The following is a 21939-nucleotide window of genomic DNA, read 5'->3' on the forward strand; positions in this document are numbered from 1 at the left end:
CTAGGCGATGTGCTGACGCAGGGCCGGGCCGGTGGCGTCGCGGACGGTGGGGTCGGGCACGGGCACGGCGTCGAGCAGCCGGCGGGTGTACTCGTGGGCGGGGTCGCCGAACACCCGCGCGGCCGGGCCGGACTCGACGACCTTCCCGGCGCGCAGCACGGCGACCTGGTCGGCGACCTTGTTCACGACGGCCAGGTCGTGGCTGATGAAGACGCAGGCGAAGCCGAGCCGGCGCTGCAGGCTCGCGAAGAGCTCGAGCACCTCCGCCTGCACCGAGACGTCGAGCGCGCTGGTCGGCTCGTCGGCGATGAGCAGCTCGGGGTCGAGGGTCAGCGCCCGCGCGAGCGCGACCCGCTGCCGCTGGCCGCCCGAGAGCTCGCGCGGTCGCCGCTGCAGGAAGGACGCGGGGAGCCGGACGGCGTCCAGCAGCTCGAGCACCCGCTCGTCGCGCGACCTCCTGCTCCCGACGCCGTGCACGTCCAGCGGCTCGCGGATCGCGTCGCCGATCGAGAAGCGCGGGTCGAGCGAGGCCTCGGGGTCCTGGTGCACGAAGGCGAGCCGGCGCCGCAGGTCGACGCGACGGCGCCCCCGGGCAGCGGCGAGGTCCTCACCGCCGACCCGGACCCGGCCACCGGCGAGCGGCACCAGGCCGGCCGCGAGCCGGCCGAGCGTGGTCTTGCCGGACCCCGACTCCCCGACGAGCCCGAGCACCTGGCCGCGGTCGAGCCGGAGCGTGACGCCGTCCACCGCGGGCAGCACCCGCCCGCGCATCCGCGAGCCGTAGTGGACCCGCACGTCGTCGTACTCCAGGGCCGGGACGCCGGCCGAGTCCTCCGGCTCCGGTACGGCGTGCATCTCCCCGGGGACGGGCAGGCGCGGGACCGCCGCGAGCAGCTGCCGGGTGTAGGAGTGCCGCGGGCGGGCGAAGAGCTCGTGGGTCTCCGCCTCCTCGACGACCTCGCCCTGCCGGAGCACGACCACGCGGTCGGCGATGTGGGCGACCACGCCCATGTTGTGGGTGATGATCACGATGCTGGTCCCGGTGCGGTCCCGGATCCGGCGCAGCAGCGCGAGGATCTCGGCCTGCACGGTGACGTCCAGCGCGGTGGTCGGCTCGTCGGCGAGCAGCAGCTCGGGCTCGTTGGCCAGCGCGAGCGCGAGCACCACCCGCTGCTTCTGGCCGCCGGAGAGCTGGTGGGGGTAGAAGCCCAGCCGCTCCTCGGGGTCCGGGATCTCGACCTCGCGGAGCAGCTCGATCGCGCGCTCGCGGGCCGCCTTGCCGCGCACCCTGCCGTGCGCGCGCAGCGCCTCACTCAGCTGCCAGCCGATGGTGCGCACGGGGTTGAGCGCGGTCTGCGGCTCCTGGAAGACCATCGCCACGCGGCGACCGCGGATCCGGCGCAGCTGGTCCTCCGGCAGGCCGAGGACCTCCTCCCCCCGCAACCGCACGGAGCCGGTCGCCACGGCGCCCTCGGGGAGGAGGCCGATGACGGCTCGGGCGGTCATCGACTTGCCGGACCCGGACTCGCCGACCAGCGCCAGCACCTCGGCCTCGCCGAGCGTGATGCTCACCGAGACGACGGCGGGACGCGGGTGCGCGAAGGAGATGGCGAGGTCGGTGACCTCGAGGACAGGTGCGGTCATGGCAGTTCCTTTGCTACGCACGGCGCGCCTCGGCGAGCGCCTGGGAGACCAGGAGGAGGCCGAGGACGAGCACGACGACGACGGCGAGCGGTCCGACGGCGAAGAACGGCGCGTCGTACATGTTCCGGACGCCGTCGCGGATGAGGGAGCCGAGCGACGGCTCGGGTGGACGTACGCCGAGTCCGAGGAAGCTCATCGCGCCCTCGATGAAGACCGCGACGGACATCGACACCGCGAGCTGGACCAGCAGCGGCTCCATGGAGTTGGGCAGCACGTGGCGACGCAGCTGCCACAGCGAGCCGGCGCCGACCACGTGCGCGGCCTCGACGTACGGCATCTCCCGGACCGTGCGCACCGAGGTGCGGGTGAGCCGCCCGAAGACCGGGAGCTCCACGGCGATGATGACGAAGAAGACCGTGCGCAGCCCGGGCCCCACGAACGCCGTGAGAGCGATCGCCAGGATCAGGGTCGGGAAGGCGAGCACGAGGTCGAAGACCCGCTGGGCGATCACGTCGGTGAAGCTCCACCAGCTGCTGACCAGGCCGACGAGGATGCCGATGCTCGCGCCGATCGGCACCGCCAGGAACACCACGATCAGGTCGGTCCTGATGCCGTAGAGCGTGCGCGAGAAGATGTCCCGGTTGACCTCGTCGGTGCCGAACCAGTGCGCCCCGGACGGTCCGACCAGGTTCGCACCCGCGATCTGCTCGGTCGGTGCGTGCGGGGCGAGCAGCGGCGCGAGCAGCCCGAGCGCCACGACGGCGCCCACGAGGATCACCCCGACGAGCCCCTTCCCGTGACGCAGGGCCGACCAGATGCTCGGACGTCGGCGCTGGTCGAACTGCTCGTCGGGATGCGGCGCCTGGACCTCGGGCGCCGCGACGTCGATGAAGGACTCGCTCATGCCGTGCCCCCTCCTGCGATGCGGACGCGCGGGTCGAGCCACGCGTGGACGATGTCGGTCAGCAGCTGGACGACGACGAACACCGCGACCGACAGCAGGAGCAGCACCTGCACCAGCGGGTAGTCCCGCCCCGAGATGGCGTCCTCGATCAGCCCGCCGAGGCCCGGCCAGGTGAAGATCGCCTCGACCAGCACCGCGCCACCGAGCAGGGTGCCGAACTGGATGCCCAGCACCGTGACCGTCGACGGCAGCGCGTTGCGCAGCGCCTGGGTCAGGACGATCCGGCGCCGGGAGATGCCCAGCGCCCGCGCCGTGGTGACGTAGGGCTGGCGCATCTCGGTGCGCAGCGCCTCGGTGAGGAACCGGGTCAGCGCCGCCCCGGCCCCGAGCGCCAGGCAGACCGCCGGCAGCAGCAGGTACTGCACGGCGATGTCGGGACGCGCGATGAAGCCGTCCGGTGGCGTGCCGCCGGCGGGCAGCACCGGGAACACCACGGCGAACAGCAGGATCAGCACCAGCCCGGTCACGAACGTCGGCAGCGCGATCGCCAGCGTGTTGCCGAACGAGAGCGCGGCGTTGACCCAGCTCTTGTCGAGCACCACGGCGAGCACGCTCGAGACCAGGGCGACGGCGACGGCCAGCACCAGGGCGGCGACGGTCAGCACGATCGTGTTGACCGCACCGTCGGCGACCAGGTCCGAGACCTGCCCGCCGATCCGGTACGACGTGCCCAGGTCGAGGTGGGCGAGCTGGCCGAGCCAGGTGACGTACTGCGACACGAGCGGCTGGTCCAGCCCGAGGTCGGCCTCGATCGCCGCCCGGGCCTCGGGGGTGGCGTCCGGCCCGGCCAGCGTCGCGACCGGGTCGCCCGGCACGAGCCGCACCATCGCGAAGATCGCGAACGAGGCGATCACCAGGACGACCAGCGCCGACGGGACCCGCCGGACCAGGTAGGCACCCATTCAGTCCGCCAGGTAGGTCGAGCGGAAGTCGAGCTCACCGCGCTTGGACATCGTGAAGTCCTGCACGTCGGGCGCCGAGGCGACCTGGAAGTGCAGCAGCGCGAGCTCGATCAGGAACAGGTTGTCGAGCAGGTCCTTGTTCAGGGCCTGGTAGCTCTCGATCGCCTCGGGTGCGGTCCCGCTCTTCGCCGTCCACGCCGCCTCGGCGTGCTTCTTGTACTCCGCGGACTCGAAGTGCGAGGCGTTCTTGTCGGCGTTGAACGGGTAGGCGCTCACCGCCAGGGTCGACGGCGTGTAGTGGGCGTAGGCGTGCTGGAGGATCCACAGGCCACCGAAGGTGCCGCCGATGAGCTGCTTGATGAACTGGCTGTACTCCGTCGGCTGGAGCTCGGTCTCGAGGCCGGCGGCCTCGAGGTTCGCCTGCACGATCTGCGCGACCGACTCGTAGTTGGCGTTGCCGGCCGGGTAGGCCAGCGGCAGCACCGGCTGGTCGCCGAGGCCGGCGACGATCTCCTTGGCCTTCGCCGGGTCGTAGGCGTAGGTCTCGTTGGCTGCCGCGTCGTACGCCGGCGAGTAGTCCGGCCACGGCAGGTTGATCGCCTCGGCGTTGCCGCGGAAGACCTCGTCGACGATCCGCTCCCGGTCCACCGCGTAGGCGATCGCCTTGCGCAGCTCGACGTCGTCGAGCTGCGGGTTGGCGAGGTCGGCGCCGACGTAGATCTGCTGGGCCGCGCCCTCGAAGCCGGTCACGTCGAACTTGCCGTCGTTGCTGAGCGTCTCCAGGTCGCGGTACGACGCCCCGGTCACCAGGTCGAGCTGGCCGGAGCGGAGCTGGGAGACCTGCGCCTGCGGGTCCGCGACGATGTCGACCTCGATGCCGTCGAGGTGCGGCTGCTCACCCCAGTAGTCGTCGTTGCGGGAGAACACCAGCTGGGAGCTCGGCGTCCAGGACTCGAAGACGAACGGACCGGTGCCGACGTACGCCTTGCCCTCCTGGAGCTCGCCGATGCTCTCGCTGTCGATGATCGGCAGCATGTCGAGCAGGTCGAAGACGTTGCTCAGGGGGTGCGCGAACTCCAGGGTGATCGCGTGGGGGTCGCTGGTGTCGAAGCCCGTGACGGCGGCGGCGGTGCGCTGGAGCTGGACGGTCCAGACCGGGTCGGCCCAGGTCTTGATGCTGAACTCGACGTCCTTGCTCGTGAACTCGCGGCCGCTGTGGAACGTGACGTCGTCCCGCAGCTGGAGGGTGAGGGACCTGCCGTCGTCCGCGAGCTGCCACGAGGTCGCGAGCCGCGGCTGCGGCTCGAGGCTGTCGAGCGGGTAGTCGACCAGGCTCTCGTACACCGCGCCGATCAGCGTGTTGGTGGAGTCCGAGGAGTTGGTGAAGATCGTGGCCGGGACGATGTCCGAGGTCGACCCGATCTTGAGCACGCCCCCGTCGGCCGGGGCGGAGCTCGAGCCGCCGTTGTCGGCCTCGCCGACGGCCGAGGAGCAGGCGGTCAGGACGCTGGCGGCCAGGGCGCCGGCGACCGCCAGGGCCAGGCTGCGCACGATGGGGGAACGATGGTCTCTACGCACGGGGGCGTCCTTTCGGCAGGGCTTTCACAGGGGCTGTGCAGATCTGGATGGAGGTGACGGTCAGGCGAGCGCGTGCTCGGCGCAGGGCGCGGCGCCCTGACATCGGCCCGAGGGCGCCGCGCGCCGCGGCGCGGCCGCGATCGGGTCGTCGTAGACCGGACCGAGGGCGACGGTGCCGGCGGCCACCGCCTGGATCCCGGCCCCGAAGCGGGTGAAGGTCGGGCGCAGGGCCGGCAGCCGGGTGGTCGCGTCGAACGACGCGACCACGTCGTCGAGCAGCGGTGGGTAGCCGGTGAACGCCTGCCCGACCAGGATCAGCCGGTCGGGATCGACCATGTCGCGCACGGTCGCCGCGATCCGCCCCAGCAGCCGGGCCCGCCGGCGCAGCAGTGCGGTCGCGTGCTCGGACCCGGCGGTCGCGGCGAGGTAGACCTCCTCGATCCGGGGACGCTCGACCAGCCCGGCGGCGTACGCCTCCTGGGCGAGCACCTGGTCGCCGGCGCTGGCGGAGAGGCAGCCGGCGTGGCCGCAGTGGCAGGGCACGTCCGTGCCGGCCGGGAAGTGGGTGAGGCTCCCGACCCGGGAGACCTCGATCTGGGAGCCACGGTCCACCGCCATCACGAAGCCCGCCGAGTTGCGGGCGTACACGTAGGTGGTGATGCCGCCGACGCCGTGCCGGCGATGGATGAACTCGGCGGCCGCGACCGCAGCGATGTGGTCGGCGGTCGCGACGTCGAGCCCGAGGATCTCCTGCAGCTCGGCGCCGGTCTGCTGCTGGTCGAGGCCGAGGTCGCGCCACGGCGCCACCAGTCCGGCCGACAGTGGTACCCGACCGGGGGACGCCCCGAGCAGGCCCGCGGCGAGCCGGCCGATCAGCTCGAGGTCGACTCGCCCGCCGAGCGGGTGGGGACGCGACTCGCTCGCCACCACCCGTCCGGCGAGGTCGGTCAGCGCGACCGTGGTCTCGAGGACGCCCTGGTGGACCGCGACGACGACGTACGTCGTGGGGTCGATCTCCACCGGCGTACCAGGGCGGCCGACCGCGCCGCTGGAGGTGAGGTCGCGGCGCTCGCGGACCATCCCGGCGGAGGCGAGGGCCGTCACGGCCCGGGCGATGGTCGCCCCGCTGAGCCCGGTCGCCTGGCTCAGCTGGTCCCGGGCGAGCGGGCCGGAACCACGCAGCTCCTCGAGGACGCGCGTCGCCGCCGGGGCGAGCCTGCCCCGGGAGATGACGACCATCGGTGACCGCTGCACCCCGCACCCTCTCTCGTTCCTCAAAGTCGTGTGTGTTGATTGACAATAAGTGATTAATAGCGGATGCCCGGCGCGGTCTCAAACCACGACACGCATTCGCCTCACCGTGAGAGAAACCCTTCTCCCGGGCCGCCGGGCTCCGGACAGTTGCGGCAGTACCTCAGGAGAAAGGACTCCCATGACCATCAGCCTCGACCGCGAGACCAGCACTGCGACCAGCCCCACGACCGGCCCCGCGACCGGCGTGACCGTGACCAAGATCGGTGGCCGCATCGGCGCCCGCATCGACGGCGTCCGCCTGGCCGGCGACCTCACACCGGAGACCGTGGCGACGATCCGGTCCGCGATCCTCGAGCACAAGGTCGTGTTCTTCCGCGGCCAGAACCACCTCGACGACGAGGGCCAGATCGCGTTCGCCGAGCTGCTCGGCCCCCTCACGACCGCCCACCCGACCGTCAACACCGGCAGCGCGCGGGTGCTGGCGCTCGCGGCCAACAAAGGCATGGCGGCCAACTCCTGGCACACCGACGTCACGTTCGTCGACCGCGTCCCGGCGTTCAGCGTGCTGCGCGGCGTCGCGATCCCGGCGTACGGCGGCACCACCAACTGGGCCAACACCGTGACGGCGTACGAGACCCTCCCGGCGCCGCTGAAGGCGCTGGTCGACAACCTGTGGGCGCTGCACACCAACGACTACGACTACGCGGCGCAGTCGGAGAAGGCCGAGCAGGAGCACGACCGCGAGAACGTCTTCAGCCGCAAGGAGTTCACGAAGGTGCTCTTCCAGACCGAGCACCCGGTCGTGCGCGTGCACCCGGAGACCGGCGAGCGCTCGCTCGTCCTCGGCCACTTCGTGAAGAGCTTCGTCGGCCTCAACAGCGCCGAGTCGCACAACCTCTTCCAGCTCCTGCAGGCCCGCGTGACCAAGCTCGAGAACACGGTCCGGTGGACCTGGGCGGAGGGCGACGTCGCGATCTGGGACAACCGCGCCACGCAGCACTACGCGGTCGCGGACTTCGACGAGCAGTACCGCGAGGTCCGCCGGATCACCGTTGCGGGCGACGTGCCGGTGAGCATCGACGGCGAGACCAGCCGCGTCGTCAAGGGAGACGCCACGGCGTACTCCCGGCTCGACGAGCTGATCAGCTGACGCTCACCCCTGATCCGAGGCCCCGGGGACGCACCCTCTCCGGGGCCTCGTCATGTCAGCAGGACAGGCCGTCCTCCGGGACCGCGCCGTCGATGAGGTACGCCTCGGTGGCCTCGTCGACGCAGTCGTTGCCGGAGTTGTAGCCGGTGTGGCCGTCGCCGTCGCGGCTGATCAGCACGCCCGACTCGAGCTGCTCGGCCAGGTTCACGGCCCAGTCGTACGGCGTCGCCGGGTCGCGGGTCGTCCCGATGACCACGATCGGCGCCGCCCCCGCGGCGCGCACGTCGCGCTCGGGCTCGGTCGACTGCACGCGGATCCCGCCGCAGCTCATCAGGCCCCACGCGAACACGGTCCCGAAGGTCGGCGAGGCCTCCTCGAAGTCGGGGAGGTTCGCGGGCACCTCCTCGGCCGTGATGGCGTACGGGTCGTCGAGGCAGTTGATCGCGTAGATGGCCTCGGAGCTGTTGTCGGTGTAGCCGCCCGGGCCGCGCGAGTTGTAGAGGTCGGAGAGCTGCAGCAGCACCGCTCCGTCGCCGTCGAAGCCGGCCTGCAGCGCCTCGTCGAGGATCGTCCAGTAGTCGCGGCTGTAGAGCGGCAGCACGATGCCGTAGAAGGCGTTGCCGACCTCCAGCAGCCGGTCGCCGCCGGTGTCGAGGGGCTGCGCGTCGACCTCGTCGAGGAAGCCCTTGATCCGGTCCAGCCCGTCCTGGAGGGAGTCGCCGAGGAAGCAGTCGCCCTCGTCGACGCAGTGCTGGACGTAGGCCCGCAGCGCGGTCTCGAAGCCCGCGGCCTGCTCGAGGCTCAGCTCGCGCGAGGAGATCGAGAGGTCGACCGCGCCGTCGAGCACGAGCCGCCCGACCCGGTCGGGGAACAGGTCGGCGTACGTCGCCCCGAGCTTGGTGCCGTACGACGCCCCGAAGTAGGCCAGCTCGGACTCGCCCAGCGCCGCGCGGAGGACGTCCATGTCCCGGGCCGCCTCGATCGTGGTCACGTGCGCGGCCAGGTCGCCGGAGCGGTCCGCGCAGCCGGCGCCGAACGCCTCGACCCAGTGCTCGTACTGCGCGACCTCCTCGTCGGTGTCGGGGTCGGGGTCCTCGGCGACGTACTCGTCGAGGTCCTCGTCGGTCAGGCAGTCGACGGCCGCGCTGGAGCCGGTGCCGCGCGGGTCGAAGCCGACGACGTCGTAGACGTCGGTGATCGGCGAGCGGAACACCTGCGCGGCGTTGGCGGCGTAGTCGGTGCCGGGGGCGCCGGGGCCACCGGGGTTCACGACCAGCGAGCCGATCCGGTCGCCGGGCTCGGAGGCCGGCACCTTGAGGACCGCGATCTCGATGGTCTCGCCGGTCGGGTCGGCGTAGTCGAGCGGGACCGTGAGCAGCGCGCACAGGTTGCCGTCACCGCACGAGTCCCAGCTGAGCTGCTGGGAGTAGAACGGGGCGAGGTCGGGGCTCGGCGCGTCGGTGGCGCCGGGCTCCGGGGTCGTGGTCGGCACGCCGGACGGGCTCGCGGACGGGCTGTCGTCGGCGAGCAGCACGACCGCGGCCGTGAGCGCCGAGCCCAGGACCAGGCCCAGCACGACGAGGAGCGCGACCGCGCGACGGATCGTCATCCGGCCCTCGCCTCCGGCGCGACCAGGGCCAGCATCATCGACTCCAGCGCCAGCGGCGGCTGGACGTTGAACTCCAGCATCTGCTCGCGGGCCTCGAAGATCGCGGCGATCCGGCGCAGGTTGGTCTCCGGCGTCGAGACCCGCGCGAGCAGCTCCACGTCGCGGCGGATCTCCTCGTTGACCAGCGTGGTGCCCGACCCGGCCGCCAGCGCGATCGCGTCGCGGTAGACCGACGCCAGGTCCATCAGGCCGCGGTCGACCACGTCGAGGTGGCGTCGCTTGGCGCGGGTCTTCTGGTCCTTCTCCATCTCGCGCAGCGCCGGGGCGTACTCCTTCGGCCGGCGGCCGCGCTCGACGACGCCGTACGCCGCGTCGAGCTCGACCTTCTCGCGGGCGTCGAGGTCGGCGGTGATCACCTCGGCCTCCTGCTTGGCGACCTCGTTGAGGCTGGCCGCGGCGTCCATGCAGGCGCCGAGGGAGGTCAGCTTCGCCGGGATCGCCACCACCGCGCGGCGCCGGTTGCGGGTGTCCTCGTCGCGCGCCAGGGCCCGGGCCCGCCCGATGTGGCCCTGGCTGGCGCGAGCGGCGTACGCCGCGTGCGCGGGGTCGATGCCCTCGGTGCGCAGCAGGAACTCCTCGACGTCCGCGGCCGTCGGCGTGGTCAGCGTGACCAGCCGGCAGCGCGAGCGGATCGTCGGGAGCACGTCCTCGACCGTCGGCGTGCAGAGCATCCAGACCGTGCGCGGGGCCGGCTCCTCGATCGCCTTGAGGAGCGCGTTGCAGGCCTGCTCGGTCAGCCGGTCGGCGTCCTCCACGATCATGATCTGCCAGCCGCGACCGACCGGCGCCATCGCGGAGTGCCGGACCAGGTCGCGGACCTCCTTGACCCCGATCGACAGCTTCTGGGTCCGCACCACCTCGACGTCGGGGTGGCTGCCGGCCAGGACGGTGCGGCACTCCTGGCACCCACCGCAGCCGTTGCTGTGGCACTGCAGGGCGGCCGCGAACGCGATCGCGGCGTTCGACCGGCCGGAGCCCGGAGGCCCGGTGAACAGGAACGCGTGACTCATGCCGTGCCCGTCGACCGCGGCGGCCAGGGTCTCGATGACCTTGCGCTGGCCGACCAGCGAGTCCCAGACCGTCATCCGTGGGCCGCCCGGGTGAGCAGCGGCGCGACGCGCTCGCGGATCGCGGCCGCGATCTCGTCGATGCCCGCGCGCGCGTCGAGCACGAGGTAGTGGTCGGGGTCGGCCTTCGCCATCCGCAGGAACCCGTCGCGGACGCGTAGGTGGAACTCCAGCGACTCGCCCTCGATCCGGTCTCGCTCGTCGAACCGGCCGAGCCCGTGCGCCGGCTCGAGGTCGAGGACGACGGTGAGGTGCGGGCGCAGGTCGTGGGTGGCCCAGCGGGCGACCTGCTCGACCTCGTCGACGTCGAGCGCGCGGCCGGCGCCCTGGTAGGCCAGCATCGAGTCGACGTACCGGTCGGTGATCACGACCTCGCCGCGCTCCAGCGCGGGCATCACCACGGTGTCGACGTGCTCGGACTTGTCGGCGGCGTACAGCAGGGCCTCGGTGCGGTCGGAGAGCTCGCCGGTCTCGGGGCTGAGCACGATCTCGCGCAGCAGCCTGCCGACCGCGGTGTCGCCGGGCTCGAACGTGAGTCGTACGGCGTATCCCTGGCCGGTCAGCCAGTCGCGCAGCAGCCCGGACTGGGTGGACTTCCCGGAACCCTCGCCACCCTCGAAGCAGACGAACACGCCGGTCTCGGCGTAGGTCCCGGGGGTGCTCACGGGCACAGCCTAGGCGGCGGGGCCGACGGCGTGCGCCGAGGTCAGCGAACGAGGGTCACGACCTCGCCGTTCTGCGGGTCGATGTCGGTCTTGTCGTCCTGGAGCAGCCCGATCAGCAGGAATGCGCCCAGCCCGACGACGATGACGGCGAGCACCACGAGGGCCACGGCAAGGGGACGAGAGCTCTGGAGGGCCATGCCGCCGTCGGTACCCACGACGCCGCGGCACGATGCGAGTGGACCGGCGAGGCCCCGAGCCCGCCCAAATCAAGAGGGGCAGGTCTCGGGGCCGTCGTCAGCGTTGGCCGCCGCGGACCGATCGCAGTTGGTGTGTGACGATCAAGCCTGATCCGCGGCGGGACGCCAGCCTAGTGTCTGGAGCCCGCGAGCCCCGACTCCGCGGCCGCCCCGGTCGCGGCCCGTCACAGCCCCTGCGCCAGCCGGTGGTACGCCGCGTTCCACCGCAGCTCCTTCGCCAGGCCGCGGACCGTGGTGTCGGCGTCGATCAGCACCAGCTCGGTGCCGGTCATCTCCGCGAGGTCCTCGAGGTGCTCGGCGGTCAGGGCGGTGGACAGCACCGTGTGGTGCGGTCCGCCGGCCATCAGCCAGCCCTCGGTCGACGTGCGGAGGTCGGGGGCCGGTCGCCACACCGCGCGGGCGACCGGGAGGTTCGGCAGCGGTGCGTCCGGCGGGACGACCTCCACCTCGTTGGCGACGAAGCGGAACCGCTCGCCGAGGTCGGCCAGGCCGAGGACGACCGCGTCACCGGGGGCGGCGTCGAACACCAGCCGGACCGGGTCCTCGCGACCGCCGATGCCCAGCGGGTGGATCTCCAGCCTCGGCCGCTCGCCCGCGATGCTCGGGCAGACCTCGAGCATGTGCGCGCCGAGGATCTTCTCCTCGCCCGGCACCAGGTGGTACGTGTAGTCCTCCATGAACGACGTGCCGCCGGGCAGGCCGGCCGCGACCGTCTTCAGGGTCCGCACCATCACCGACGTCTTCCAGTCACCCTCGCCGCCGAAGCCGTAGCCGTCGGCCATCAGTCGCTGGACGGCGAGGCCGGGGAGCTGGCGCAGCCCGCCGAGGTCCTCGAAGTTCGTGGTGAACGCCGTGAAGCCGCCCTCGGCGAGGAAGCCGCGCAGGCCGGCCTCGATGCGGGCGCCGTAGCGCAGCGACTCGTGGCGGTCCCCGCCGGGCAGCAGCGCGGGCGAGACGTCGTACGTGTCGGCGTACTCCTGGACGAGCGCGTCGACGTCGCCGTCGGCGACCGCGTCGATCACCGCGACCAGGTCGTTGACGCCCCACGTGTTCACCGAGACGCCGAAGCGCCGCTCGGCCTCGACCTTGTCGCCCTCGGTGACCGCGACGTTGCGCATGTTGTCGCCGAAGCGAGCCAGCTTGAGGCCGGTCATCTCGGCACGGCCGAGCGCGGCGCGCGCCCAGACGCCGACGCGGCGGGCGACCTCGGGGTCGTCGACGTGGCCGGCGACGGTCTTGCGGGTGACGCCCATCCGGGTCTGGACGGCGGCGAACTCCCGGTCGCCGTGGGCGGCCTGGTTGAGGTTCATGAAGTCCATGTCGATCTCGGCCCACGGCAGCGCCTGGTTCGCCTGCGTGTGCAGGTGGAGCAGCGGCTTGCGCAGAGCGTCGAGACCTGTGATCCACATCTTCGCCGGGCTGAACGTGTGCATCCACGCGATCACGCCGACGCACGCGTCGTCCGCGGTCGCGTCGAGCAGCGCGCGGCGGATCGCGTCGCCGCCGGTGAGCACCGGCTTGGTGACCACCCGGACCGGCAGCTGCGGCGACGCGTCGAGCTTGGAGGCGATCTCGGCGGAGTTCGCGGCGACCTGGTCGAGGACCTCGGGCCCGTAGAGGTGCTGGCTCCCGGTGAGGAACCAGATCTCCTGCTGCTTGTTCTGGGTCACGCGTTCCCTCCGGCCTGGCCGTAGACGTTCTGGTAGCGGTCGTGGAGCGCGTCGACGTGCTCCTGGGCGATCGGAAGCGGGGCGCCGAGCTGGCGCGAGATGTGCACGGTGCGGGCGACGTCCTCGACCATCACGGCCGCCTTGACCGCCGCGCGGGCGTCCGTGCCGATCGTGAACGGGCCGTGGTTCTGCATGAGCACGGCCGGCGAGCGGCTCCCGCGCAGCGTCTCGACGATGCCGCGGCCGATGGAGTCGTCGCCGATCAGCGCGAACGGACCGATCGGGATCTCGCCCCCGAACTCGTCGGCTCCCATCGTGAGCACGCACGGCACCGGCTCGCCGCGCGCGGCCCATGCGGTGGCGTACGTCGAGTGCGTGTGCACGACCCCGCCGACCTCGGGCATGTGCCGGTAGACGTAGGCATGGGCGGCGGTGTCCGAGCTCGGCGCCCGCGTGCCGTCGACGAGGTTGCCCTCGAGGTCGCAGACGACCATCGCGTCGGCGTCGAGCTCGTCGTACGAGACGCCGGACGGCTTGATCACGAACAGGTCCTCGCCGGGCACCCGGCCGGACACGTTGCCGGCGGTCCACACGACCAGCCCGTAGCGGGTCAGCTCGGCGTGCAGCGCCGCGACCTCCTCGCGCAGGCGCTTCAGCTCGGCGCTCATCGGTGCGCCTCCCGCCGGATCGCCTTGAGCCGGCGCATCACCTCGTTGGCACCGCGGCCGAAGTAGTCGTGCAGGGTGCGGTACTCCGCGTAGAGCTCCCGGTACGCCGCGGCGCGCTCCGGGTCCGGCTCGTGGGCGGCGCGCTCGACGCCGCCCATCGCCGCGGAGGCCGCGTGGATGTCCGGGTAGGCGCCGGCCGCGACCGCCGCGTGGATCGCCGAGCCGAGCGCCGGGCCCTGTGCGGACCTGATCACCGAGATCGGGATGTCCAGCACGTCGGCGTAGATCTGCATGACCAGCGGGTTCTTGAGCAGGCCGCCCGCCACGACGAACTCGCGGACCGGTACGCCGGCCTCGTTGAACGTGTCGACGATCGTGCGGGCGCCGAACGCGGTCGCCTCGATCAGCGCGCGGTAGACGTCCTCGGGCCGGGTCGCCAGCGTCAGGCCGACCACCAGTCCGCTGAGCTCGTGGTCGACCAGCACCGAGCGGTTGCCGCTGTGCCAGTCCAGCGCGACGAGGCCGTGCTCGCCGACGGCCTGGGCGCTCGCCTTCTCGGTGAGCAGCTCGTGGACCGACAGCCCGCGCGCCGCGGCCTCCTCCGTGACCGACGCGGGCACGGAGTGGGTGACGAACCAGTTGAAGATGTCACCGACGCCGGACTGCCCGGCCTCGTAGCCCCACAGCCCCGGGGTGACGCCGCCCTCGACGACGCCGCACATGCCCGGGACCTCGCGCAGCACCTCGCCGTTCATGATGTGGCAGGTCGACGTGCCCATGATCGCGAGCATCTGGCCCGGCTCGGTCGACTGCGCGGCCGGCGAGGTCACGTGCGCGTCGACGTTGCCGACGGCGACCACGATCCCTTCCGGCAGCCCGGTCCACGCCGCGGCCTCCGCGGTGAGCCGGCCGGCCACCGCGCCGAGCTGGCCGATCTCGTGCTCCAGCTTGTCCGCCACGAAGTCGGCGAAGTCGGGGTTGAGCTCGGCGAGGAACTCGCGGGTCGGGTACGTGCCGTCCTGGAAGATGCCCTTGTAGCCGGCGGTGCAGGCGTTGCGCACGTAGGTTCCGCACAGCTGCCAGACGATCCAGTCCGCAGCCTCGACCCAGTGCTCGGTGGCGGCGTACGTCGCCGGCGCCTCCTCGAGCAGCTGCAGGCCCTTGGCGAACTCCCACTCGGACGAGATCAGGCCGCCGTAGCGCGCCAGCCAGGGCTCGCCGCGCTTGGCCGCGAGGGCGTTGATGCGGTCGGCCTGTGGCTGTGCGGCGTGGTGCTTCCAGAGCTTCACGTAGGCGTGCGGGTCACTGGCGTTGCCGTCGACCTCGTTGAGGGGTGTGCCGTCGGCGGTGGTCGGGACCATCGTGCAGGCGGTGAAGTCGGTGCCGATCCCGATCACCTCGGCCGGGTCGATTCCGGCGTCGCGGATCGCGGCGGGCACCGCGGTCCTGAGCACGTCGACGTAGTCGGAGGGGACCTGCAGCGCCCAGTCCGGGCCGAGCGGGGTGCCGTCGGGGAGCGCCCGGTCGAGCACCCCGTGCGGGTAGTCGTGGGTCGCGGTGCCGACCTCGGCACCGTCGGACACCCGGACCACGACGGCGCGCCCCGAGAGGGTGCCGAAGTCCACGCCGATCACGAACGTCATGGCCCGCCTCCTCGTCCGCCCGGTGTGAGCGCTCACGAATTGTGAGCGCTCACTCTACGCGCCGTCAAGGCCGCGCCGCGACCGGGCTAGCGAGGCGCGGCGGTCGACGCCCGGACCACGAGCGTGGTCGGCACCAGGTCGACCGTGGGCTGCTCCTCGCCGGCCAGCGCCCGCTCGAGGAGCGCCATCGCGCGTCGGCCGAGCTCGAGGAAGTCCTGCCGGACGCTGGTCAGCGGCGGATCGAGGTACGCCGCCTCCGGGAGGTCGTCGAACCCGACGACCGAGACGTCCTCGGGCACCCGCCGGCCCGCTGCCCGCAGCGCGGCGATCACGCCGATCGCCATCTGGTCGTTTGCGACGAAGACCGCGGTCACCTCCGGGTCGCGCGCGAGCGAGGCGCCGGCGGCGTACCCGCTCTGCGCGCTCCAGTCGCCGCCCCAGCGCAGTGGTGGCACCGGCCGGCCCCACGCCTCGAGCTCGAGCCGCCACCCCTCGACGCGCGCCGTCGCCTCGGCCCAGCCGGGCGGGCCGGCGACCTGGACCACGGTGCGGTGGCCGAGCTCCAGGAGGTGCCGCGTGGCGAGCTGCGCCCCCTGGACGTTGTCGACGCCGGCGGTCAACGGCACCCGCGACAGGTCGCCCTCGACGACCAGCATCGGCAGGCCGGGATCGTCGAGCTGGAGCACCGACTCGCGCGGCACGATCAGCACGACCGCCTCGACGCCGAGCTGGAGCAGCTCGTCGACGGCCTCGTGGGTGTCGCGCTCGGTGAGCTCGTGCAGCGTGCTGACCGAGAGCCGGTACCCGGCCTTGCGTGCGGCGGCGTCGAGCGCGAGCAGCACCTGCTGCGGGCCGTACTGGCTGGTCCCCCAGATCGCGACCCCGATCAGGCTCGACCGCTTCGACGCCAGCAGCCGGGCCGAGAGGTTGCGCCGGTAGCCGAGCTCGGCGATGGCCTCCTGCACGCGGGCCGCGGTCTCGGGCCGGACCGTCGCCGGGTCGTTGAGGACCCGCGAGACGGTCTGGTGGGAGACGTTCGCCAGCGCGGCCACGTCCGTCATCGTGGGCTGGCGCTTCCGGCTGCTCGCGGCCATGCGCGCAGGCTAGCCGTCGCGGTGTGGCCGGTGTCGGTTCACCACGGTATGCAGACGAACCCGCACTTCCCATGGCGTGCAGGCCGTGGGAAGTGCAGGTTCACCCACATCACCTGGTGAACCTGCGACGACACCACCCACGCCCGGGCGTCAGGACTTCTTGGCCGCGGCCTTCTTGGTCGTCTTCTTCGCGGTGGTCTTCTTGGCCGCCTTCTTGGCAGGCGCCTTCTTCGCGCCCTTCTTGGCCGCCTTCTTGGCCGGGCCCTTGGCGCGGCGCTCGGCGAGCAGCTCCGCGGCGCGCTCGAGCGTGATCGACTCGACGGTGTCCTCCTTGCGGAGGGTGGCGTTGTACTCACCGTCGGTGACGTACTCGCCGAACCGGCCCGCCTTCACCACGACCGGCTGCTTGGAGACCGGGTCCTCGCCGAGCTCCTTGAGCGGCGCGGCGGCCGCGGCCCGGCCGCGCTGCTTGGGCTGGGCGTAGATCCGCAGCGCCTCGTCGAGGGTGATCGTGAGCAGCTGGTCCTCGGAGGCCAGCGAGCGGGAGTCGGTGCCCTTCTTGAGGTACGGCCCGTAGCGGCCGTTCTGGGCGGTGATCTCCTCACCGGACTCGGGGTCGGCGCCGACCACGCGCGGCAGCGACAGCAGCTTCAGCGCGTCCTCGAACGTGATCGTGTCGAGCGACATCGACTTGAACAGCGAGCCGGTGCGCGGCTTGTCGCCCTTCTTCGCGTCCTCCGGCAGCACCTCGGTGACGTACGGCCCGAAGCGGCCGTTCTTCGCCACGATGTGCAGCCCGGACTCCGGGTGGACGCCGAGCTCGATCTCCTCGCCGGCCGGGTTCGCGAGCAGCTCCTTGGCCTTGGCCACGGTCAGCTCGTCGGGCGGCAGGTCGTCGGGGACGTTCGCGCGGACGGCGAACGGCGTGCCCTCGTCGTCGGGACCCTCGAGGTAGGGCCCGTAGCGGCCGACCCGGAGGTTGATGCCGTCCTCGGGCGTGCCGATCGGGAACGTCGCGAGCTCGCGGGCGTCGATCTCGCCGAGCCCGTCGACCAGCGGCTTGAGGCCGACGACGGAGTCCGAGCCGTAGTAGAACTCGCCGAGCTCGGTCTTGAGGTCCTTGCGGCCACCGGCGATCTCGTCGAGCACGTCCTCCATGCCGGCGGTGAACTCGTAGGACACCTGGCGCGGGAAGTGCTCCTCCAGCAGCCGGATCACCGAGAACGCCAGCCAGGCGGGCACCAGCGCGGTGCCCTTCTTGTAGACGTAGCCGCGGTTGAGGATGGTGCCGATGATCGAGGCGTACGTCGACGGTCGCCCGATCTCGCGGTCCTCGAGCTCCTTGATCAGCGTGGCCTCGGTGTAGCGGGCCGGCGGCTTGGTCTCGTGGCCGTTCGCGGTGAGCGAGGCGGCGCTGACCGCGTCACCCTCGTGCAGGTCCGGGAGCGGCACCTGGTCGTCGTCGCTGCGCTTGCCGGCGTCGGTGCCCTCGACGTAGGCCTTGAGGAAGCCGTGGAACGTGATCACGCGGCCGGACGCGGCGAACACGACGTCGCGGCCGTCGGACGCGGCGCCGCCGACTCGCACCGACACCGACTGGCCGACCGCGTCCTTCATCTGCGAGGCGACGGTGCGCATCCAGATCAGCTCGTACAGCCGGAACTGGTCGCCGGTCAGCCCGGTCTGCGCCGGCGTGCGGAACGAGTCCCCCGCCGGGCGGATCGCCTCGTGCGCCTCCTGCGCGTTCTTGACCTTGCTGGCGTAGGTGCGCGGGGCGTCGGGGAGGTACTCGGCGCCGTACAGCTCACGGACCTGCGCCCGGGCGGCGTTGATCGCGGCGTCCGACAGCGTCGTCGAGTCGGTACGCATGTAGGTGATGAAGCCGTTCTCGTACAGGCGCTGCGCGACCGACATGGTCACCGACGCGCTCATGCCGAGCTTGCGGCTGGCCTCCTGCTGGAGGGTGGTGGTGCGGAAGGGCGCGTACGGCGAGCGGCGGTACGGCTTGGCCTCGACCGAGCGGACGTCGTACGTCGTGTCGCTGAGCGCGGCGACCAGCGCCTCGGCGGCGGTGCGGTCGAGGTGGACGCGCTCGTCCTTCTTGCTTTTGAGCAGGCCGTCCGGGCTGAAGTCCGAGCCTCCGGCCACGCGGGCGCCGTCGATCGAGTGGAGCTTCGCCGGGAACATCCGGGGCTCCTTGGAGGCGCCGGCGTCGAACGTGCCCTCGAGGTCCCAGTACGACGCGACCTTGAACGCCATCCGCTCGCGCTCGCGGGCCACCACCAGGCGGGTCGCCACGGACTGCACCCGGCCCGCGGACAGGCCGGACATGACCTTCTTCCACAGCACCGGGCTGACCTCGTAGCCGTAGAGGCGGTCGAGGATGCGGCGCGCCTCCTGGGCCTCGACGAGGTCCATGTCGAGCTCGCGCGGGTTGTCGGCGGCCGCGAGGATCGCGGGCTTGGTGATCTCGTGGAAGACCATCCGCTTGACCGGGATGTTCTTCGGCTTCAGCTCGTCGAGGAGGTGCCAGGCGATCGCCTCACCCTCGCGGTCCTCATCGGTGGCGAGGTAGAGCTCGTCGGCGTCCTTGAGCAGGCCCTTGAGCTTGGTGATGTGCGCCTTCTTGTCCCGCGGCACGACGTAGTACGGCTCGAAGCCGTTGTCGACGTCGACGGCGAGCCGACCCCACGGCTTGTCCTTGATCTTCGCCGGGGTGTCCGCAGCGCTGTTCGGGAGGTCGCGGATGTGGCCGATGGAGGACTCGACGACATAGCCCTGGCCGAGGTACCCGCCGATGGTGCGGGCCTTCGCCGGGGACTCGACGATCACCAACTTGTGAGCCACTGGGACTTCTTTCTTCCTGCTTCTGGGGTGCTCCGGCCGAACACGGTAGCGCGAACGCTCCGAAACACATTCCCGGCGGCCCTCAACGTTCGCGCGGTCGCCGTCGTCAAAAGAGGGTAGGTGAGAGGCACGACTGACGACTCGGAGGCCGAGGGATGGACCGGACGAACGACCTCGACTTCGCCGACTTCGTGGCGGTGCAGACCCGGCCCCTGCTGGGGTTGGCGCATGCGCTGACGGCGAACCAGCACGACGCGTGGGACCTGACCCAGGAGACGCTTGCCCGGCTCGGGGAGCGGTGGGGACGGACCCGCTTCGACGAGCCGGCGGCGTACGCGCGCACCGTGATGGTGCGGTTGAACATCGACCGGCTCCGCCGGCTGCGGCGCGAGCTGCCGCTGCTCGGCGGCCCGTCGGAGGAGGCGCCGGTCGACGTCGTGGGCGACACCGACGCCTGGCTGGTCGAGGCGCTGGCGACCCTCTCACCACGGCAGCGCACCGCGCTGGCGCTGCGCTACGTCGAGGACCTCGACGTGCGCGGCATCGCGGCGCGGATGGGCTGCTCGGAAGGAACGGTGAAGAGCCAGCTGTCCCGAGGGACGGAGCGGCTGAGGGAGCACGCGCGCGAGCACGGCCCGCTGCGCACCACGACGGGAGACACGGCATGACCGAGCAGCAGATCCGAGACGGGTTCGAGCGCCTGGACAGCGCGCTCGCACCACCCCTGGACGCGCAGGAGCGGGTCGCCCGCCGGGTCACGGCCCGCCGGCGCCGCCGCCGGGCGACGGTGGCCGGCGGAACGGCATTCGTGCTGGTCGCCGGCGTCGGCACGGCGGTCGCGCTGAGTGGCGGTGACGACCCGGACGGCCGCACGATCGCGACCGACCAGCCGCCGGGGCCCACCAGCACGCTGGTGATGACCCGGCCCGACGGCTCGACCGTCGCGTTCCCGGACGTCACGGTCTCGTGCGACCCGCCGGTGGCGAACGGCGACCAGCCGATCGACACCCCGACGCCGGACCGGATCTGGGCCTACAGCCCGATCGAGTTCAGCGGGTCGATCGAGGACGACGACGCCACGGTGAGCAAGCCGTTCGTCCTGATCCAGGGCATCGTGTCCGAGCTCGAGGGCGGACCAGTCCTGACGTACCCGATCGAGGGCCCGGGCGGCTCCAGCCCGGAGCCGATCAACGTGTTCATCGCGGACACGGAGGGCGCGCCCGACGGCAACGAGCTGTCGAGCTCGGTCGGCGACACCGGCACCGTCCGGGTGCTGGAGGCGTCCTGCGAGCCGGTGCCGACGCTGCGGCTGGAGGTCAGCGGCACGCTGGGCAGCGAGGAGGGCAAGCAGTCCGTCGTGCTCGACGGGCTGCTCCGGTAGTCACGCCTGCAGGAAGCCCTCACGCACGAGCTCGCGGGCGACCGGCAGGTAGGTCGCCCGCGTCTGGGCCGGGTCGAGGTCGAGCAGCTGGCTGACCGCGTCGAGGATCTGGCCGATGCTGAGGTCGCCGTCGCAGGCGCCGACGAACGCCGCCTCGACCGTGTCGACCTGGCGGGCCCGGCGCAGGCCGCGCTGCTGGCGCAGCACGACGGTCTCGGGGTCGGCCTCACCGGGCGCGCCCTGCGTCTCCTGACGCACGTCCACCCGGGTCACCAGGCGCGAGTCGAGGTCGACCGTCGCGTCGGTCGCGCGGCCCCAGTCGCGGATCGCCGGCGCGATCGGCTGCTCGACGTCGTACGGCCACTCCAGGAACTCCATGGCCGAGCCGCCGCTGCGGCGCAGGTTGATCCAGCCGAAGCCGATCGCCTCGATGCCCTGCTCCTCGAACCACGACAGCCAGGTGTCGTAGCGCACGAGGTAGTCGTTGGTGCCGTGCAGGCCGGCGTCCTTGAGCCACAGCTCGACGTACGCCGCCGGGTCGATCAGCTCGCGCTGGACGACGAACGTGTCGCAGCCCGCGGGCACCCACCCCGCGATCCGCTCCTGCCACGCGCCGCCCGCGGGCACCACCCAATTGGCGAGCACCTGGCACCAGCCGTGCTCGGTGAGGTGGTCGGGCGCGGTGCGGACGATGTGCTCGACGACGCTGTCGCCCGGCAGCCCGGAGTCTCGGTAGACCAGCTGTTCTCCCGTTGCGGGCGAGATGACGAACGGCGGGTTGGTGGCGATCAGGTCGAACTGCTCGCCGGCCACGGGCTCGAAGAACGAGCCGTCGCGCACGTCGACGCGGTCGGCCACCTCGTTGAGCGCCGCGTTGAAGCGAGCGACCCGCAGGGCCCGCTGGTTGACGTCGGTGGCGACGACGGCGTCGCTGTGCCGCGCCAGGTGGAGGGCCTGCACCCCGCAGCCGGTGCCGAGGTCGAGCGACCGCCCGACGGGCTCGCGCAGGGTCAGCTGCGCGAGGGAGGTGGACGCCGGGCTGATGCCGAGGACGTGGTCGGCGCCGACCCGGTTCGCGCTGCCGTCCAGGCCAGGGGTGAGGTCGCTGACGACCCACAGGTGCTGGTCGTCGGTGGCGTACGGCCGGACGTCCAGGCGCGCGGCCACCTCGCCGACGGTCTGCTCGAGGATGCCCTCGACCGCGAGCCGGTCGACCAGGCCGGGCAGCGCGCGCTGCGCGGCGGCGAGCTCGACCGGCGCCTGCAGCAGGAACAGCCGGATCAGCGTCTCCAACGGCCAGCCGCCGGCGGTGCGGCGTAGCCCCGGGGTGGTCTCGTTGCGGTTGAGCGCGGCGAACGCCGTCGGCCCGAGCACGTCCGCGACCCCGTCGTAGGTGAAGCCCGCCATGACGAGCGCGGCCCGGAGCCGGGCCGGGAGCTCGGAGATCGAAGCGGCGTTCACCCCATGAGCGTAGGACCTCCACAGC

The 21939-nt window shown here is 72.2% G+C and carries 18 protein-coding genes; 3 read left to right on the forward strand and 15 right to left on the reverse strand.

Features of this window, described 5'->3' with window-relative positions; translation table 11 throughout:
• Genes ABD875_RS01125 through ABD875_RS01145 form a run of 5 tightly spaced genes read right to left on the reverse strand, consistent with a single transcriptional unit; the run spans nt 1 to nt 6342 of the window.
• Nucleotides 1–1644, reverse strand: a complete 1644-nt coding sequence (locus ABD875_RS01125) for a dipeptide ABC transporter ATP-binding protein (RefSeq protein ID WP_345170622.1) — start codon at nt 1642–1644, stop codon at nt 1–3.
• A 13-nt stretch (nt 1645–1657) separates the two neighbouring features.
• Nucleotides 1658–2548 carry an ABC transporter permease gene (locus ABD875_RS01130; protein ID WP_345170623.1) on the reverse strand — a complete coding sequence of 297 codons (891 nt, stop codon included), beginning with the start codon at nt 2546–2548 and terminating at the stop codon, nt 1658–1660.
• Entirely contained in the window at nt 2545–3510 is a 966-nt protein-coding gene (locus ABD875_RS01135; RefSeq protein WP_345170624.1) for an ABC transporter permease, read from the reverse strand. Before ABD875_RS01135 ends, ABD875_RS01130 begins: the two co-directional genes overlap by 4 nt.
• A complete protein-coding gene (locus ABD875_RS01140) occupies nt 3511–5088 on the reverse strand; it encodes an ABC transporter substrate-binding protein (protein WP_345170625.1) in 1578 nt (525 codons plus the stop codon). It abuts the gene before it with no gap.
• A 60-nt stretch (nt 5089–5148) separates the two neighbouring features.
• Nucleotides 5149–6342: an ROK family protein gene (locus tag ABD875_RS01145; protein ID WP_345170626.1), complete on the reverse strand. Its 1194-nt coding sequence runs from the start codon at nt 6340–6342 to the stop codon at nt 5149–5151.
• A gap of 178 nt (nt 6343–6520) precedes the next feature.
• On the opposite strand from ABD875_RS01145, the gene ABD875_RS01150 reads away from it, so the two are divergent.
• Nucleotides 6521–7492: a TauD/TfdA dioxygenase family protein gene (locus ABD875_RS01150; RefSeq protein ID WP_345170627.1), complete on the forward strand. Its 972-nt coding sequence runs from the start codon at nt 6521–6523 to the stop codon at nt 7490–7492.
• Nucleotides 7493–7547: 55 nt separating this feature from the next.
• On the opposite strand, the gene ABD875_RS01155 is transcribed toward ABD875_RS01150, so the two are convergent.
• The 9 genes from ABD875_RS01155 to topA form a co-directional block, all read right to left on the reverse strand.
• The gene (locus tag ABD875_RS01155; protein ID WP_345170628.1) at nt 7548–9101 is read right to left on the reverse strand and encodes an alpha/beta hydrolase; all 1554 of its coding nucleotides are present in this window, start codon (nt 9099–9101) and stop codon (nt 7548–7550) included.
• Nucleotides 9098–10246: a DNA polymerase III subunit delta' gene (locus tag ABD875_RS01160; RefSeq protein ID WP_345170629.1), complete on the reverse strand. Its 1149-nt coding sequence runs from the start codon at nt 10244–10246 to the stop codon at nt 9098–9100. The genes ABD875_RS01155 and ABD875_RS01160 overlap by 4 nt, the downstream gene beginning before the upstream one ends.
• Complete coding sequence (gene tmk, locus ABD875_RS01165) at nt 10243–10893, reverse strand: dTMP kinase (protein WP_345170630.1); 651 nt, start codon at nt 10891–10893, stop codon at nt 10243–10245. The genes ABD875_RS01160 and tmk overlap by 4 nt, the downstream gene beginning before the upstream one ends.
• Before the next feature lie 41 nt (nt 10894–10934).
• A complete protein-coding gene (locus tag ABD875_RS01170; RefSeq protein WP_345170631.1) occupies nt 10935–11090 on the reverse strand; it encodes a hypothetical protein in 156 nt (51 codons plus the stop codon).
• A 224-nt stretch (nt 11091–11314) separates the two neighbouring features.
• Nucleotides 11315–12820 carry an L-arabinose isomerase gene (gene araA / locus ABD875_RS01175; RefSeq protein WP_345170632.1) on the reverse strand — a complete coding sequence of 502 codons (1506 nt, stop codon included), beginning with the start codon at nt 12818–12820 and terminating at the stop codon, nt 11315–11317.
• The gene (locus tag ABD875_RS01180; RefSeq protein ID WP_345170633.1) at nt 12817–13488 is read right to left on the reverse strand and encodes an L-ribulose-5-phosphate 4-epimerase; all 672 of its coding nucleotides are present in this window, start codon (nt 13486–13488) and stop codon (nt 12817–12819) included. Before ABD875_RS01180 ends, araA begins: the two co-directional genes overlap by 4 nt.
• Complete coding sequence (gene araB, locus ABD875_RS01185) at nt 13485–15131, reverse strand: ribulokinase (RefSeq protein ID WP_345170634.1); 1647 nt, start codon at nt 15129–15131, stop codon at nt 13485–13487. The genes ABD875_RS01180 and araB overlap by 4 nt, the downstream gene beginning before the upstream one ends.
• An 86-nt stretch (nt 15132–15217) precedes the next feature.
• Nucleotides 15218–16225, reverse strand: coding sequence for a LacI family DNA-binding transcriptional regulator (locus tag ABD875_RS01190; RefSeq protein WP_345170635.1), 1008 nt, complete (start codon nt 16223–16225; stop codon nt 15218–15220).
• A 150-nt stretch (nt 16226–16375) separates the two neighbouring features.
• Nucleotides 16376–19072: a type I DNA topoisomerase gene (topA, locus tag ABD875_RS01195; RefSeq protein WP_345170636.1), complete on the reverse strand. Its 2697-nt coding sequence runs from the start codon at nt 19070–19072 to the stop codon at nt 16376–16378.
• 155 nt (nt 19073–19227) lie between these two features.
• On the opposite strand from topA, the gene ABD875_RS01200 reads away from it, so the two are divergent.
• Both ABD875_RS01200 and ABD875_RS01205 read left to right on the forward strand, forming a co-directional pair.
• Entirely contained in the window at nt 19228–19740 is a 513-nt protein-coding gene (locus tag ABD875_RS01200; RefSeq protein WP_345170637.1) for a sigma-70 family RNA polymerase sigma factor, read from the forward strand.
• A complete protein-coding gene (locus tag ABD875_RS01205; protein WP_345170638.1) occupies nt 19737–20453 on the forward strand; it encodes a hypothetical protein in 717 nt (238 codons plus the stop codon). Before ABD875_RS01200 ends, ABD875_RS01205 begins: the two co-directional genes overlap by 4 nt.
• Here the strand turns inward: ABD875_RS01205 and ABD875_RS01210 are convergent, their stop codons facing one another.
• Complete coding sequence (locus tag ABD875_RS01210; protein ID WP_345170639.1) at nt 20454–21914, reverse strand: DUF7059 domain-containing protein; 1461 nt, start codon at nt 21912–21914, stop codon at nt 20454–20456.
• Nucleotides 21915–21939 lie beyond the last annotated feature (25 nt).

It is taken from the genome of Nocardioides caricicola (genome assembly GCF_039541135.1).
GTDB classification, from domain to species: Bacteria; Actinomycetota; Actinomycetes; order Propionibacteriales; family Nocardioidaceae; genus Nocardioides; species Nocardioides caricicola.